We start from the raw sequence: 14,890 nt of genomic DNA on the forward strand, positions 1-14,890 counted from the left end.
AGGTTTATGGGGACAAATGCCGACGTGGTAGAGCCGAGTTTCTTCGCGTCGCTGATCCAGCGTCGAACCAGATTGGCATTGAGCCCGTTATCCAGAGCGATGGCAGAAACAGAGACCCCCGGCTGTTGGCAGGCAGCAATAATCTTAGCTTTAAATTCTGCGGAATATTGGCGACGTTTTCTGGAGGAGCGAGGTGCGCTTATGACAATCATAACAAGTGTCCACTAAAAAATAAGTGGACACTATCCAGTCAGTTGGTAGCGCGCTCAAGATGGGGTTACCGGACGCTTACAATTAAACAGCTAGGCGTGAAGGACGTTTACATAGACACCCTTCGAGGCTTGGACGCAAAACACGCTCCAACCCAACAGGAAGTCGATCAACTAAACCAGCAAAAACTGGAAAAAGCGGCTCCCTGCGGCCTAGCAACAAACCCCGCATAAGCGTTACTAATGAGATGGTAGCAGCCAAAAAAATTCACGATCAAGCCATCGATCTGGTCAACTCTGCTCTTGAAGACATAAAGCTGGGCGCTGCCATAGAAATCGCCAGCTTCGAGGAAGTGGCCGAGAACATGGTAGACTCCATCTTTCGTAACCACAGCGCACTCACCTGGACAGTTCGCTGGTAGATCACTTCATAAGATGTATTGGTATTTATCCGGTCGGATCACTGGTGTTACTTGAAAGTGGAAAGCTTGGAGTGGTAACCGAGACCAACGAAGCAGATCAACGTCTCCCCACGCTCAGAGTAATGTATCACACCAAATTTCGGACATTTATCAAGGTTAAGACACTGGACTTGGCCAGACCCATTGTTCAGGATCGCATCGTCAAAGCAGTTGATCCAAGACATTACGCCATCAAAGTCGCCGATTTTTTATCCTGATCCGTTATTCAGCCAGCTTATTCAACAGAGCCTGTCGGATTTTCGGCTGAATGAGCTCTAAAGGGTCCTGAGCATTGATAACACAGTAGCGCTCAGGCGCTTCAGCGACCCGCTTCATATAAGCATCTTGAACTCTTGTATAAAATTCGAGCTTTTCCTGCTCAAACCTGTCCAGCTCTCCCCTTTTTTTGGCTCGCGCAATACCTACTTCAGGGTTTACACATAAAAGTAGTGTCAGATCTGGCCGGAAATTTCTCTGGACTATTTTCTCCAGATTGGCAATCAGCTCCCAGGACAAGCCCCTGCCACCTCCTTGATAAGCATAGGTCGCATCAGTAAACCGATCAGACAAGACATGAACCCCCGATTTGAGCAAAGGCATGATCTTCTGCTCCAGATGCTGAGCCCTGGCGGCAAACATCATCAACAACTCAGCTGTCGAAGACACTTGCTCATCTCTGGGCCTCAGCAATAGCTCCCTGATCTCTTCAGCCAGCGGCGTTCCCCCAGGCTCTCGAGTCGTCACGACCTCCATATCCAGTTCGCCCAGGACCGAGCGCACAAATTCGAGATTTGTCGTCTTTCCAGCCCCCTCAATCCCTTCGACTGTAATAAATAGACCACGACTCAAGGTGTATCCTCCAAAGAGTTTATTGGCTGGAACGGTAATCTGAACGCCGTTTTAGCTGATAAGCGCGGACAGCATTGGTATGTTCACGCAGTGTTTTGGAAAAGGCATGCGTGCCATCCCCCTTGGCCACAAAATACAAATCCCCTGTAATATCCGGATTCAAAGCAGCCTTTATACTCGCCTCCCCCGGCATGGAAATCGGAGTTGGAGGCAATCCCTTGATAACATAGGTATTATATGGAGTCGGTTGCTTCAGATGCTTGCGAGTGATATTTCCCTGATAAGCCTCACCCAATCCATAAATAACGGTTGGATCGGTCTGCAAGCGCATCTTCAGTCGCAGTCTTTCTGTAAATACACCAGAAATCACTTCCCGCTCTGAATCCACACTGGTTTCCCGTTCAACAATCGAGGCCAAAATCAGCGCCTCATAAGGACTCTTGACGATAGCGTCAGATGATCGCTGCTTCCACTCTTTCGACAACACCTCCATCGTCTTGCGATAAGCTTGCTGAAGAATATCCAGATCACTCATACCCTTACGATAAAAATAAGTATCGGGAAAGATCAAACCTTCCGCATGCGGATACTCCATCCCCAACTGACTGGCAACCTCTGCCGGGTCTTTAGAGTTGAGCACTCTTTCGAGTTTGGGATGATTATCCAGCTCCGCCAAAACCTCGCGAATATTCCACCCTTCAATAAAGGTAATACTGTAATTAACCGTTTTCCCGGACGTTAAAACAGGAAACAGCCCCATAGCTGTATACTCTGGAGACAGCCAATATTCGCCAGCCTTCAGCAAACGCCCCTGCTCCTTGAATCTTCCAATCCAATAGAACCAGAAGCCGGAGTTTATCACCCCTTCGCCTTCAAGCCGTTGAGTAACACTTCTGAGTGTATCCCCCTTTCTCACCTCAAATACTGCCGCCTCTTGAATACCAATAGGCTCCTGCAACGCCTGCACCCCCTGATACACCACCCCGATCGCGGCAAAGCTCACAACCAGAGAGAGAATAACGAGATACAACGCGATCTTCTTAAGACTAAAAGAACGGGATTTCTTTGTGGATTTTGTCTTGGACTTCTTGGAGGACACTGTATACGTCTAATTCAGTTTCGTTAAATCTATTGACGGGAATGATACCGAAAACACTATTCATAAGCGCCATGGCCTGAATGCCAGCCAATTCTGCCTGACCCAACCGACCTTCTTCAACCTTCAATCCCAATTTTTCAGACTTGGCCAACAAATACTGCCGAACAACCCCATTAACACCTGCAAGCGATAATTCAGGCGTTATCCATCGCCCCTTAATCCTGACCAGTATATTGGATCTTGTTCCTTCTATAAGCTGCCCGTCAGGAAGACACATTATCCCCTCAAACTCGTCTTCCTCCAACTCAGCCGAAGCAATCACCTGATCCAGGCGATTCAAGTGCTTGTGCCCGGCCAGCAACAGGTTTTGGGAAACTGGAGTTTTCAGGGTTCTGACGGCCACCCCATGAAGATAAAGCTCAGATGAAAAACTGGGCGCAGGATAAACGGCGACGATCTCTGTCGGATTAACCTTTCCCGGAGGGCGATAACCTCTGCCACCACTTCCTCGGGTGACAATAATTTTGATAACGTAACGGTTATCGGAACTGGAGTGGGACTCACACCAAAGATCTATCAATGCCAACACACGCGATAATAATACCTCGCGGTCAACCAGATAGGGAATTCCCAGTGCACAGCACCCCTTCTCCAGCCTGGTTAAGTGCTCTTTCCAAAGCACAGGGGTCAGCTTTTGCACCAGTATGGTTTCAAACACACCATCACCATATTGCAGACCTCTGTCTGCTACCTGGCAACCATCTGTTAAAGTACCATTAACCAGGAACACGTGACCAACCCCAGCAGTTAACCTGATACCTCACACAAACAAAAAAGCCGTCTGCAAATTATTGCAAACGGCTACTTTATGCTTGGCGTGAAAAATTTTCAGATTATTGATTAGCTACAATAAAGTCGATAGCGTCTTGTACTGTTGTAATCTTTTCTGCTTCCTCATCAGGAATCTCAGTTTCAAACTCTTCTTCCAGAGCCATAACCAATTCAACGGTATCAAGCGAGTCGGCACCCAAGTCCTCAACAAACTTTGAGGTCAACTGGACTTCAGCTTCCTTAACGCCTAACTGTTCACAAACAATTTTCTTTACTCGCTCTTCGACAGTACTCATATTTTCCTCACTAACTCTAGTTTCAAACCAAGCACTTAGTTCGCGTGCTAGTCTAGTTTAACCCTATTTAATTAATCAAGCTAAAATGAGACTTTGCCTACAACTGAAAGACAGTTCAATCAATTTATCGACAAAAGTCCACAATCTTAGCTCATATACATGCCGCCATTCACGTTCACTGTTTCACCAGTAACGTAGGCTGCAGCATCAGATACCAAAAACTCAACAACTCCGGCAATTTCAGCGGGACTTCCCAACCTTTGCAAAGGAATTGCCGCAAGAAGCGCCTCTTTCTGCGCTTCAGGAAGCTCATTGGTCATATCCGTCTCAATAAACCCCGGAGCCACAGCATTAACCGTAATATTACGGGAACCAAGCTCTTTGGCCATTGACCGGCTCAACCCTTCTATCCCGGCTTTGGCTGCCGCATAGTTAATCTGACCGGCATTCCCCATGGACGCAACCACGGAGCTAATATTAACAATACGACCCCAACGCGCCTTCATCATTCCCTTCATAAGCGCCTTGCTCATACGAAACACAGAGCTGAGATTAGTCTGAATCACCTGATCCCAATCCTCATCCTTCATTCGCATGAGCAATGTATCCTTGGTGATCCCAGCGTTATTCACCAGGATGGTCGGAACACCGAACTGCTCTTCAACACTCTTGATACATGCCTGAATCGACTCCGGTGATGCAACATCAAGCACCATGCCAGCACCCTTACCGATCGCCCCGAGACGCTCTGTAATTTTTGCAGCACCCGCTTCGGAAGTTGCCGTTCCAACAGTGACGTATCCTTTTTCCGCAAGTTTATCGGCAATTGCAGCACCGATACCTCTTGAAGCACCTGTGACAAGTGCAACTTTATCCATAGTCATTCCTCTATCCGGTTCACTTATTCAGCTGATGACTGCCAGGCAGCCAGGTCAGACAGGCAAACGACATCGAAGCTACGGTCCACTTTCTTCACCAGACCAGCCAGGACTTTACCCGGACCACACTCATAAAATCGATCAACACCCAGACCAGCCATACTCTGCACACTCTGCGTCCACAACACAGAAGAGTATAATTGCTTGATCAGATTGGCTTTTAGCTCATCAAGACCAGAAGGTACCGCGGCATTAACATTCTGGATCACCGGAATGGATGGCTCATTCAGGGCAACACTTTCTAGCGTCTCCGCCAGAAGGTCCGCGGCAGGCTTCATTAATGCACAGTGTGAAGGCACGCTCACAGCCAACTTTATCGCTCTTTTGGCTCCAGCCTGCTTCAGCCCTCCGATCGCCCGATCTACAGCCGCAGCATCACCGGCGATGACCACCTGTCCGGGACAATTGAAATTAACCGCTTCCACGCACTCATCCAGAGCCGAATCACGACAAACATCAACGACCACCTGATCTTCCAATCCAAGAACAGCCGCCATTGCAGTCTCACGACCTTTAACAGCTTTTTGCATGAGCTGCCCCCGCTGCTCTACCAGCTTAACACCAGTAGCCAAATCAATAACACCAGCCGCAACCAGGGCACTATATTCACCCAGGCTATGACCTGCAAAGCATTTGGCTTCAACGGGATTGACGGATTGGAGAAGACGCCACAACGAAATACTGGCCGTTAGAATTGCCGGCTGAGTAACTTCAGTTGAGTTAAGACGTTCTTCAGGACCTTCCTGCGAAACCTGCCAAAGGTCATACCCCAAAGCATCAGAGGCTTCCTGAAAGGTGTCTTTAATTTGAGGGTAAATGTCACAAATGTCGGCCAACATGCCGAGACTTTGCGAACCTTGTCCTGGAAATAGAATTGCTGTAGTCATGGGCGCATGATACTCAATGATTTCTTCGGGTAGTAATTAGATCAAAGTTGTATGACAGAAAGTAGCCAACAATAGCTTCCTTTAATAAACAAACACTAGTTGGGAACAGCAAACAGCTATAGCCGATCAGATCAACTCATCCAACCGAGCATTTATCATTTCAGGAACACCGCGCTGCGCTTCAAATAAAGCCTGGTTTATTGCCGTGTAAAACCCTCTTTCCGTAGCATTCCCGTGACTTTTTACCACAGTGGCCTGCAATCCGATGAGACTGGCCCCATTATGCCTAGCCGGATCAAATATCGCCTGCAGCCTGCCAAGAATTGGCAACGCCAGATAACCGACACACTTGCTATACCAGTTACGCTCGAAAGCCCCTTTGACCACTTTCAACAGTAGCTCAACGACCCCCTCGCCCGACTTAAGCGCGACGTTCCCGACAAAACCATCACAAACAACCACATCGGCGATTGTCTTGAATATATCACCACCCTCTACATAGCCGATGTAATTCAACATCTCACATTCAGCCAGCATCCGTGAGGCCAGCCTGACCTGCTCATTCCCCTTGATGTCTTCCTCGCCGACATTCAGAAGTGCGATCCGAGGCTCGGAAGTATTCTCCACCGCCTCCACCAACGCAGACCCCATCAAGGCGAACTGATACAGATGCTCTGCAGTGCAGTCGACATTCGCCCCCAAATCAAGCACATAACAGCGATTACTGGGCGAAGGTATCTTTTTCACTATTGCCGGCCGATCAACTCCCGGGTGGGTCTTAAGGATTGACCTCGCCAACAACATCAGAGCGCCAGTATTACCTGCACTGACACAGGCATGAGCCTCCCCATCACGAACGAGACCAAGCGCCACAGCCATCGATGAATCCTGCTTTTTCCTCAGAGCATGACTCGGCCTGTCATCCATTCTGACAACATCCGGAGCATGGACGATCGAAATACGAGGGCAGTGCTGACCTTTGAGAAGATTTTTCAACTCAAGCTCATCACCAACAAGAATCAGGGAAGCGAAAGGATTTTTTTCTACAGAACGAAGTGCGGCAGGGACAACGACGGCGGGACCGAAGTCACCGCTCATCGTATCAATTGCAACAGTGATATTGCGTTCCAAAACTCAAAGTATGTTTTGGAGAAAATCAGTCTTGCGAGGTTTCAACCACTTTCTTGCCACGGTAAAAACCGTCGGCAGACACGTGGTGACGACGATGCTTCTCACCAGTAGTCGGGTCGATAGACAAAGCGGAAGTATTCAGTGCATCGTGCGAACGACGCATACCACGCTTGGAACGAGTTTTACGGTTTTGTTGAACAGCCATTCTAAATCTCCTGAGCCAGCTCTTTTTTCGCGAATTCAGCTACTTTTTGAGCAGTTCGCCGAGAACTGCAAACGGATTGTCTGCTCTTTGTTCTTCAGCTTTGCTCTTAATATCATTCAACTCACTACTGCAATGCTCATCATCGTGATACGCAAACATTGGTAAACTTAGCAGTAGTTCGTCTTCCAGTGCCTGAAACAGATTAACTTCCTGATTTTCGACCAATACCGGATCGTAAGATTTAGGTAGCAACTCCAGATCTTCCTCATTATCGGAAAATACCAGGGTTACCTCCCCTTCGATCTTATAATCCACTCTTCCCAGACATCTCTGACATGGAAGCTTGGCAGAAGTATTATATGACATTGCTGCCACTTTAAGATTCTGCTCATCACGATCAAATCTAAATTTAACCGTAACCACCTCCAGATCACCCACACCCTGCATTTGCAGGTCGGCAAATCTGGGAAGATTTTCAGTCGAAACAGCGCCCTCAAAGGTGAGTTTTTTCTCACAGCTTTTAGTTGGGTCTACAAGTTCCGGGATACCAGGCGTTTTCATAAGCGCGCAATTTTAGTGAGCCGCCCTGCCAAAGTCAAAGAGTTGTATGTAAAATCCTGATACTCAGCCTTAATTTTTCACTTATCAACCGGAATTTACCTGTTTTCTATGAAAAATCCCCCTCTTCCAACCCAAATTGTGCTTGCTTCGACCTCCAGCTATCGGGCCTCACTCATCAAACAACTGGGATTGGAGTTTACCACCGAAGCACCAAACTTCATTGAAGAACACACATCCGAGAGCCAACCGAAGCAGATTGCTGAATTTTTTGCCCAGGGGAAAGCCCTCTCTCTAAAGGACAAATACAAGCAGCATCTCATCATTGGCAGCGACCAAACCGCCTCACTGGAAGGTCGCCTTCTAACCAAACCCGGAACAATAGATCGGGCATGCGACCAACTTGAGCGCTGCGCAGGCAAACAGGTAACTTTCTATACAGGACTGGCTTTACTGAACAGCCAAACAAATCGACTGCAATCCTGCGTTGACACGATTGAAGTATCTTTCAGGAAGCTCACCCAGAACCAAATTGAAAATTACGTGAAGCGCGAACTGCCACTAGATTGTTGCGGCAGCTTTAAAGTTGAAGGCCTGGGGATTTCACTATTTACTTCAATAAACGGCAAGGACCCCAATAGCCTGATTGGGTTACCGCTTATTGATTTGGTAACTTTTCTCAATAAAGAAGGGGTTAACATCCCTTAACCCCTTCAGACGAATGATAACCATCCGCTCTAGCGAAGCTGGACAGCGTTACCCATTACCGTCTGCGCAACCCCTTTACCAATACTGGCCCCAAGCTTACTGAATATCTCATCCAACTTGCTTGGGCGAGGCGTGTAATTGACAATTTCCTCCACTCCAACAACCTCTCTGGCAACATAGCTACTGCTACCCAAGCCATCAATCAAACCAATATCCAGTGCCTGCTCCCCGCTCCATACAACGCCAGAATACAGAAGTGAATTATCTTTTTTCAGACGATCTCCCCGCCCCTTTTCAACTTGTTCGATAAACTGCTTATGTGTTGTATCGAGCACCTCTTGCCAAAACACCTTCTCCTCTTCATTCACCGGAAGAAATGGATCAAGAAATGTTTTATGCTCCCCGGCAGTAAAAATCCGCCGCTCCACACCGAGCTTATCCATCGTTTCAACAAAACCGAACCCAGAAGCCGTCACCCCAATTGAGCCCACAAGACTGGCTTTATCAGCATAGATCTCATCAGCCGCTGCTGCTATATAGTAGCCGCCACTGGCGCCAATATCGGCAATGACCGCATAGACTTTTTTATCGGGATACTCCAAACGCAGACGCACGATTTCATCATAGATATAACCTGCCTGAACCGGACTTCCTCCCGGACTGTTAATCCGGATAATCACAGCCCTGGCCTCCGATTTCTCAAACGCATTGCGCAACCCGGTCACCACCAGATCAGCACTGGCATCTTCCGACGCAGCAATCACGCCCTGCACATCGATTAACGCTGTATGAGGACCCGATTTGAGCGACACCCCGGATTCCAACCCCGGACGAAGCAGAATGACCAGCAACGCAAACAAATAGACAAATGTCAGAATTTTGAAGAATATCCCCCAACGACGCGCTTTCTTCTGCTCTCCCACAGAAGTCATAATCAGCTTTTCAATAAGACGCCACTCTTTTTCTGTCGCCGGACGAGAAGAGGACTGATCTGAATCATACATAGACATTTAATTCCCTAAACCCAAATATTTTAGTGCTCTACAAGACGCTATTTATAATCTTTTCACCACTGACTCAACTTAAATGTCTGCAAGTGTTGCCAACCAACCCTGCAGACCTGAATATCCGCCACCTCAATCCATGACCAACTCCAGCAACTCCAGAGGCGCAGCGATGATTGCTTCCGGCCCGAATGCAGCTAAACGATCAGGAGCATGAGCACCGTAATCAACACCTATACGAGGCATACCTATTTTGAAAGCCATATTCATATCGTATTCAGTGTCCCCGATCATGACCGCCCGTTGCGGAATCACCTTATGCTCATCAAGCAACTGCTCCAGCATCAACGGATCAGGCTTAGAACGCGTTTCATCAGCACACTTTATTCCAGAGAAGTATTGCAACAGATCCAACTGCTCCAGAGCCCGATCCATCCCGCGTCGACTTTTTCCAGTTGCGATTGCCAGTTGGCACCCCATCGACTGGAGACGCTCAAGCGTTTCTACAGCCCCCTCATACAGGTCTTCACGACTCATCGGCGCACGAAAAAAATACTCCGAGTACGCCGTCCGAAAACGATCAATAAAGCGCTGGTCCCGCTCTCCAAACAGCTGAACCAATGCCTCGTGCATCCCTAGCCCAATGATATTGCGCGAAGCCTCACTTCCAGGAAACTCTTCTCTGGTAACCTCGCAGGCATGACGTATGCAGTCCACAATATGCCCCGTGGAATCAGCAAGTGTCCCATCCCAATCGAATATCACCAACTCATACTTCATAAAATTATTACCACTATCTATATAAGCCCCCGCCCCCTATATGGACACCAGAAGCTTCAGACCGCCAATTATGAGCAATCTAGTCATCACGAAGCAGTGGGCTATATTCCATTTCCCAGGGAGCATCAATTCGCTGCATCGGGCGATCCGGCCAACGCAATTCCAGCGCCCTTGCATGCAGACACATACGCCGAACACCTTTCTCTTTATAGTGCTTCAACGATTCATCAGGACAGTATTTTTCATCACCGATAATCGGATGACCGGCAAACTGGGCATGAACCCTTATCTGATGGGTTCGACCGGTAATGGGGCGCGCCTGAACCAACGAGTGGCCATCCCCAACATATAATACGTCGAACAGCGTTTCACTTGGCTTACCATCCTGGCTGACGATCACCATTCGCTCACCAGACTTCAGCGAATTCTTCCTTAGCGGAGCAGTCACTTCCGTCTTGTGTTTAGGCCAGCGTCCAACAACCCAGGCCTGATAGATTTTATTAACCCGCCCGTTCTGTAACATGTTATGTAATTGAACCAGCACCCGCCGTTTTTTAGCCAACATCAGCACCCCAGAGGTATCACGATCCAATCGGTGCACCAATTCAAGAAAGCGCTGCTCCGGGCGCGCGGCGCGCAATATTTCTATCACACCAAAACTTAACCCACTCCCACCATGGACCGCCAACCCAGCCGGCTTATTTATGACCAGCAATCCATCATCCTCAAAGAGCACACTGTCATTTAAAGTCTTTAGCAATGACTCAGGCACCCGAATCTGGCCGCCTTCGTTTTGCTCCAGCCTGATTGGCGGTACTCTGACCTGATCTCCGGACCTGAGCTTTGTTTCGGGCTTGCATCGTCCTTTGTTAACCCTCACCTCACCTTTGCGGATGATTCGATATATCTTGCTTTTGGGGACACCTTTTAGCTGCCTGATTAAATAATTATCGAGCCGCTGCCCCTCTGAGTCACTGTCAATGGACAAAAACCGTACATTTGCTGATGATGTTGAACCTGATGAGGACACCTGAACCTAACCATTATGATGATAGACTGTCTAACAAGATTGAACGCCTAGGGGTAACCTGCTATATTTCCAAGGCGCTAACTCGACTCCATAACTGTAACTTTTAGTATCGAAGCTTACTTAGTCCAGCTTCGGGATAGTTACCCAGCAGCCGGGAGATGCTTCATACAAAGCATCGGGCGCGAGAGATTATACAGCGACAAACCCACTGATGATACCGAGGTTTGTCATGAAGACAATGCTAGAAAGTCATAGCAACCAATAAACTGGGTGCTGACATCAAGGCAGGAACCAGAACGAATTCTGTTGAGGAAGCAGTAGCTTCCCAACCAGCTTGGATGCCAAATGGGCATCGGGGCTTAAAGCGAGAATTAGGGTTGGTAATAGCAAAACATTTACCGTAACCCGTTAATAAAAGACGATTTTCCACAAGATAAAGACTGTGGAAATTAGCCCCATAAGCTTGTTACCCAAGCCATGGGGCTCGCTAGCGCGAGCCTGTTCGCTTCAATGATGCCCGGCCCACCTTCGTTCCCTTCCCGCCTGCTGTTAATGCCCCTTATGCAAAACGGAACATAGATGAAACGTATGTTAATAAACGCAACTCAACCAGAAGAGTTGCGTGTGGCTCTGGTGGACGGACAAAAACTTTACGACCTCGACATTGAGTCAGGTACGAGAGAGCAAAAAAAAGCCAATATATACAAGGGCAAAGTCACCAGAATAGAGCCCAGCCTTGAAGCAGCATTTGTTGATTTCGGCGCAGAACGCCATGGCTTCCTCCCCCTGAAAGAAATTTCCCGCGAATACTTCAAATCCCAACCCCAGAAAGGCTCCCGCATGAATATCAAGGAGCTGCTTCAGGAAGGTCAGGAGGTGATCGTTCAGGTTGACAAGGAAGAACGTGGCAATAAAGGCGCCGCACTGACCACCTTTATCAGTCTGGCTGGCCGATATCTGGTACTGATGCCTAATAATCCACGGGCAGGCGGCATATCACGTCGAATCGAGGGAGAGGAAAGAGACCAGCTGAAAGAAGCTATTTCTGGCCTGAACGTCCCCAAAGAAATGGGCATGATTGTCAGAACCGCCGGAGTTGGACGCTCCAGTAAAGAATTGCAATGGGATTTTGATTATCTGATGCAGTTCTGGGACTCCATCAGATCAGCGGCTGAAAGCAAATCAGCCCCGTTCCTGATTTACCAGGAAAGCAACGTCGTTATTCGCGCCGTCCGTGACTACTTACGTCAGGATATCGGCGAAGTTCTGATTGACCATCCCCAGGTTCAGGAAGAAGCCCTGAATTTTGTCAAAGCCGTCATGCCGAACTTCGAAAACCGAATCAAGCTCTACCAGGACGACATCCCCCTGTTTAACCGTTATCAGATCGAAAGCCAGATCGAAACCGCCTACCAGAGAGAAGTTAAACTTCCTTCTGGCGGCTCTATCGTTATCGATCCAACGGAAGCCCTGGTATCAATAGACATCAACTCTGCCAGAGCCACAAAAGGCGGCGATATTGAAGAAACCGCCCTGCAGACCAACCTGGAAGCTGCTGACGAGATTGCACGCCAGTTGAGACTTCGCGATATCGGCGGTCTAATCGTCATTGATTTTATCGACATGACACCCGCAAAAAATCAGCGGGAAGTTGAAAACAAACTGAAAGCCGCACTTGATTTGGATCGCGCCAGAGTTCAGATCGGCAAGATCTCACGGTTCGGCCTACTTGAAATGTCCCGTCAGAGACTACGCCCCTCTCTGGGTGAGACCCGGAATGAAATCTGCCCACGCTGTAAAGGTCAGGGCACCATTCGTGGCATCGAGTCCCTCGCCCTGTCGATAATGCGCCTGATTGAAGAAGAAGCCTTCAAAGAGCGCACCGCAGAGGTCAGAGCTATCTGCCCGGTGACAGTAGCCACTTATTTGCTCAACGAGAAACGCGTACATCTGGCCAAGACAGAGAAACGTCATGGCGTCAAAGTGGTTGTCGTACCGAATGCACATATCGACACCCCACATTTTGAGGTACAGCGAATTCGCGATGACAACGAAACCATCAATGAAACAAGCTATAACTTGAGACCTGAAGCTGAGGAAGAAAGCGAACTGGAAGTGATGCTGCAAAAAGACGTAGTACGTCAGGAAGCAGCAGTTAAGTCTGTCGTACCTAAATCACCCGCTCCAGAACCCGAAGTCAGCGAAGTTGGCCTACTCAAGAGAATTAGTCTGCGAATTGCGCGTGCATTCAGCTCAGAGAAATCTGAACAGGAATCCGAAAAAGAAACGACTCCGGCGCGCAACAAATCAGACCAAGGTCGTCGCAAAGTTAAAGTAGGAGACCAGAAAGATAGACGGGACTCCTCAGACAAACAGGCACGAGACAACCGGGACAACAGCAAGCGTGACCGGAATGATCGGGGCGACCGCAAAGACAAAGGTCAACGTAGTGAACGCCGCGACAACCGGGATAACAGCGACAGCAGAGACAACAAGGACGGCAAAGACAATCGTCGCCAGAATCGTAACAAGCCCTCCGATGATCGCAATCAGAACCGTGGTCAGAGCAAGCGCTCTGAAGGCGGACGCAATCGTCGCAGCGACTCACCAGACCAGGATGCGAAAACTCAGGACAAACAGGACAGGAGTCAGAACAGACAAAGTACGACCGAAGGCAAGACTGACAACGATTCGAAATCTGAATTCAGCCGCCCGCGTCGCGACCGCTCATCCAATCGTCCAACACCTCCTGTAGTTAAAGAGCAAGCCAAAGAGAAAGACGCTGACTCACAACCGCAGAACCAGACGACCGGCAAAGCTGAGGAAAAACCTGCAAATTCTGTTACCAAAGAACAGAGCCAATCACCTCAAAGACCTGCCAATGCGCCTGAGAAAGAAGCAGAAGACAGCAAAGCCAGGGCTAACCAACCGAGCAAACCTGAGCAGAGAACTGAAGCAAAAGCAGATCAGAGCAGCAGCGAGCCCAAAGCACAGGAAAAAACGACTGATAACCGAAACAGTCGTGACCCAGGCCGGAAAACGCGGGAGAGAACCAGCAGCTCCGAGGGTCGACGCCCACAATCCCGAGGCGAAAGACCCTCTGCACCAGCCAAGTCGGCCGACACAGAGACAAAAGCTCCCGCTGCAAGTGAAAAGAAAGAATCTACAGCTGCAGAAATGACGACTGAGAAGCCCGCAGCCAAGAGCACTGAGACCACTACTGCACCCAGAGAGGTTCCGCCAGCGAAGGAAGAAACCTCCAAGACGACTGCAGACGTCCAAAATAGTGTAAAGGAAAAAGCTTCTACGGAAGAAAAGGCAGGGATCAGCACCCCAGCTTCCAGCGCGACAGCATCGACTAGCACTGAGTCCTCTCAGCCTAGAAGAGCCCCTAACGACCCCAGGGAAGTAAGGCGTCGCCAGCAGGAAATGCAAAAACAGGCAGAACCTCAGAAAACGCCAACACCAAAGGCGAAAAACCCTGATCACAACGAGGCATCTCCTGCAGTTAATCAGGAACAGACTGAGAACCCCCCTCAGGCAGAGGTACCTGTAGCAGTAGAGGCCGCCAAGTCCGAGCAATCTCAGGCAGAATCCTCCAAGCCGACCACACCTCAACCGAAACAGATCGATTTCATTGAGGATTCAGCAGGCAAAAAGACGACTTTCGGAAAGGCGAAAGATGAGGCTGCACCGAAAGCCTCACCCGAACCCCAGAAAGAAAAACCAGCTTCCGAACCTGTAAATAAAACAGATTCAGGGAAGCCAGCCCAAGCTGAAAAGACACCTCCTGCAACACAGGAAGCTCCACTCCCCTCTTCAGAAGCTTCAACGCAACAAGGCGATGATTCGAAGAAGGGTGAGTCAGCAACTCGGGATACTTCCGGCAGCACTTCCTGAAATA

At 48.9% G+C, this 14,890-nt stretch carries 17 protein-coding genes; 4 read left to right on the forward strand and 13 right to left on the reverse strand.

Annotation, left to right across the window (positions count from 1 at the left end):
- The coding region (locus tag F566_RS36370) for a transposase (RefSeq protein WP_020405615.1) at window positions 1-212 on the reverse strand (212 nt) is incomplete at its 3' end.
- 245 nt (window positions 213-457) lie between these two features.
- Between F566_RS36370 and F566_RS36950 the strand changes: the two genes are divergently transcribed.
- Both F566_RS36950 and F566_RS0117980 read left to right on the forward strand, forming a co-directional pair.
- Window positions 458-631: a hypothetical protein gene (locus tag F566_RS36950; RefSeq protein ID WP_020408407.1), complete on the forward strand. Its 174-nt coding sequence runs from the start codon at window positions 458-460 to the stop codon at window positions 629-631.
- Between the two features lie 44 nt (window positions 632-675).
- The gene (locus F566_RS0117980) at window positions 676-888 is read left to right on the forward strand and encodes a hypothetical protein (RefSeq protein ID WP_020408408.1); all 213 of its coding nucleotides are present in this window, start codon (window positions 676-678) and stop codon (window positions 886-888) included.
- Window positions 889-892: 4 nt separating this feature from the next.
- Here the strand turns inward: F566_RS0117980 and tmk are convergent, their stop codons facing one another.
- The 9 genes from tmk to F566_RS0118025 all read right to left on the reverse strand — a co-directional run bounded on the left by tmk (window position 893) and on the right by F566_RS0118025 (window position 7,467).
- On the reverse strand, window positions 893-1,519 hold the full coding sequence (tmk, locus tag F566_RS0117985; protein WP_020408409.1) for a dTMP kinase: 627 nt from the start codon (window positions 1,517-1,519) through the stop codon (window positions 893-895).
- 19 nt (window positions 1,520-1,538) lie between these two features.
- Window positions 1,539-2,549 carry an endolytic transglycosylase MltG gene (gene mltG / locus F566_RS0117990; RefSeq protein WP_020408410.1) on the reverse strand — a complete coding sequence of 337 codons (1,011 nt, stop codon included), beginning with the start codon at window positions 2,547-2,549 and terminating at the stop codon, window positions 1,539-1,541.
- Window positions 2,550-2,565: 16 nt separating this feature from the next.
- A complete protein-coding gene (pabC, locus tag F566_RS0117995; RefSeq protein WP_020408411.1) occupies window positions 2,566-3,408 on the reverse strand; it encodes an aminodeoxychorismate lyase in 843 nt (280 codons plus the stop codon).
- A 103-nt stretch (window positions 3,409-3,511) separates the two neighbouring features.
- On the reverse strand, window positions 3,512-3,745 hold the full coding sequence (gene acpP, locus F566_RS0118000) for an acyl carrier protein (RefSeq protein ID WP_020408412.1): 234 nt from the start codon (window positions 3,743-3,745) through the stop codon (window positions 3,512-3,514).
- Between the two features lie 146 nt (window positions 3,746-3,891).
- Window positions 3,892-4,623 carry a 3-oxoacyl-ACP reductase FabG gene (gene fabG, locus F566_RS0118005; RefSeq protein WP_020408413.1) on the reverse strand — a complete coding sequence of 244 codons (732 nt, stop codon included), beginning with the start codon at window positions 4,621-4,623 and terminating at the stop codon, window positions 3,892-3,894.
- Window positions 4,624-4,646: 23 nt separating this feature from the next.
- Window positions 4,647-5,570 carry an ACP S-malonyltransferase gene (gene fabD / locus F566_RS0118010; RefSeq protein WP_051085369.1) on the reverse strand — a complete coding sequence of 308 codons (924 nt, stop codon included), beginning with the start codon at window positions 5,568-5,570 and terminating at the stop codon, window positions 4,647-4,649.
- A gap of 126 nt (window positions 5,571-5,696) precedes the next feature.
- On the reverse strand, window positions 5,697-6,701 hold the full coding sequence (plsX, locus tag F566_RS0118015) for a phosphate acyltransferase PlsX (protein ID WP_085942886.1): 1,005 nt from the start codon (window positions 6,699-6,701) through the stop codon (window positions 5,697-5,699).
- 25 nt (window positions 6,702-6,726) lie between these two features.
- The gene (gene rpmF, locus F566_RS0118020) at window positions 6,727-6,906 is read right to left on the reverse strand and encodes a 50S ribosomal protein L32 (RefSeq protein WP_020408416.1); all 180 of its coding nucleotides are present in this window, start codon (window positions 6,904-6,906) and stop codon (window positions 6,727-6,729) included.
- Between the two features lie 39 nt (window positions 6,907-6,945).
- Window positions 6,946-7,467: a YceD family protein gene (locus F566_RS0118025; protein WP_020408417.1), complete on the reverse strand. Its 522-nt coding sequence runs from the start codon at window positions 7,465-7,467 to the stop codon at window positions 6,946-6,948.
- A 108-nt stretch (window positions 7,468-7,575) separates the two neighbouring features.
- Between F566_RS0118025 and F566_RS0118030 the strand changes: the two genes are divergently transcribed.
- On the forward strand, window positions 7,576-8,172 hold the full coding sequence (locus F566_RS0118030; RefSeq protein ID WP_020408418.1) for a Maf family protein: 597 nt from the start codon (window positions 7,576-7,578) through the stop codon (window positions 8,170-8,172).
- A gap of 29 nt (window positions 8,173-8,201) precedes the next feature.
- Here the strand turns inward: F566_RS0118030 and F566_RS0118035 are convergent, their stop codons facing one another.
- The 3 genes from F566_RS0118035 to rluC all read right to left on the reverse strand — a co-directional run bounded on the left by F566_RS0118035 (window position 8,202) and on the right by rluC (window position 10,986).
- The gene (locus tag F566_RS0118035) at window positions 8,202-9,176 is read right to left on the reverse strand and encodes a S49 family peptidase (RefSeq protein WP_020408419.1); all 975 of its coding nucleotides are present in this window, start codon (window positions 9,174-9,176) and stop codon (window positions 8,202-8,204) included.
- Window positions 9,177-9,308: 132 nt separating this feature from the next.
- Window positions 9,309-9,956 carry an HAD family hydrolase gene (locus F566_RS0118040; protein WP_020408420.1) on the reverse strand — a complete coding sequence of 216 codons (648 nt, stop codon included), beginning with the start codon at window positions 9,954-9,956 and terminating at the stop codon, window positions 9,309-9,311.
- Between the two features lie 79 nt (window positions 9,957-10,035).
- Window positions 10,036-10,986 (reverse strand): 23S rRNA pseudouridine(955/2504/2580) synthase RluC, encoded by a 951-nt coding sequence (gene rluC / locus F566_RS0118045; protein WP_083921124.1) that lies wholly within the window; start codon window positions 10,984-10,986, stop codon window positions 10,036-10,038.
- A gap of 579 nt (window positions 10,987-11,565) precedes the next feature.
- On the opposite strand from rluC, the gene rne reads away from it, so the two are divergent.
- Window positions 11,566-14,886 (forward strand): ribonuclease E, encoded by a 3,321-nt coding sequence (gene rne / locus F566_RS0118050; protein WP_020408422.1) that lies wholly within the window; start codon window positions 11,566-11,568, stop codon window positions 14,884-14,886.
- Window positions 14,887-14,890: the final 4 nt, after the last annotated feature.

Source organism: Hahella ganghwensis DSM 17046, from assembly GCF_000376785.1.
In the GTDB taxonomy this organism is placed as follows: Bacteria; Pseudomonadota; Gammaproteobacteria; order Pseudomonadales; family Oleiphilaceae; genus Hahella; species Hahella ganghwensis.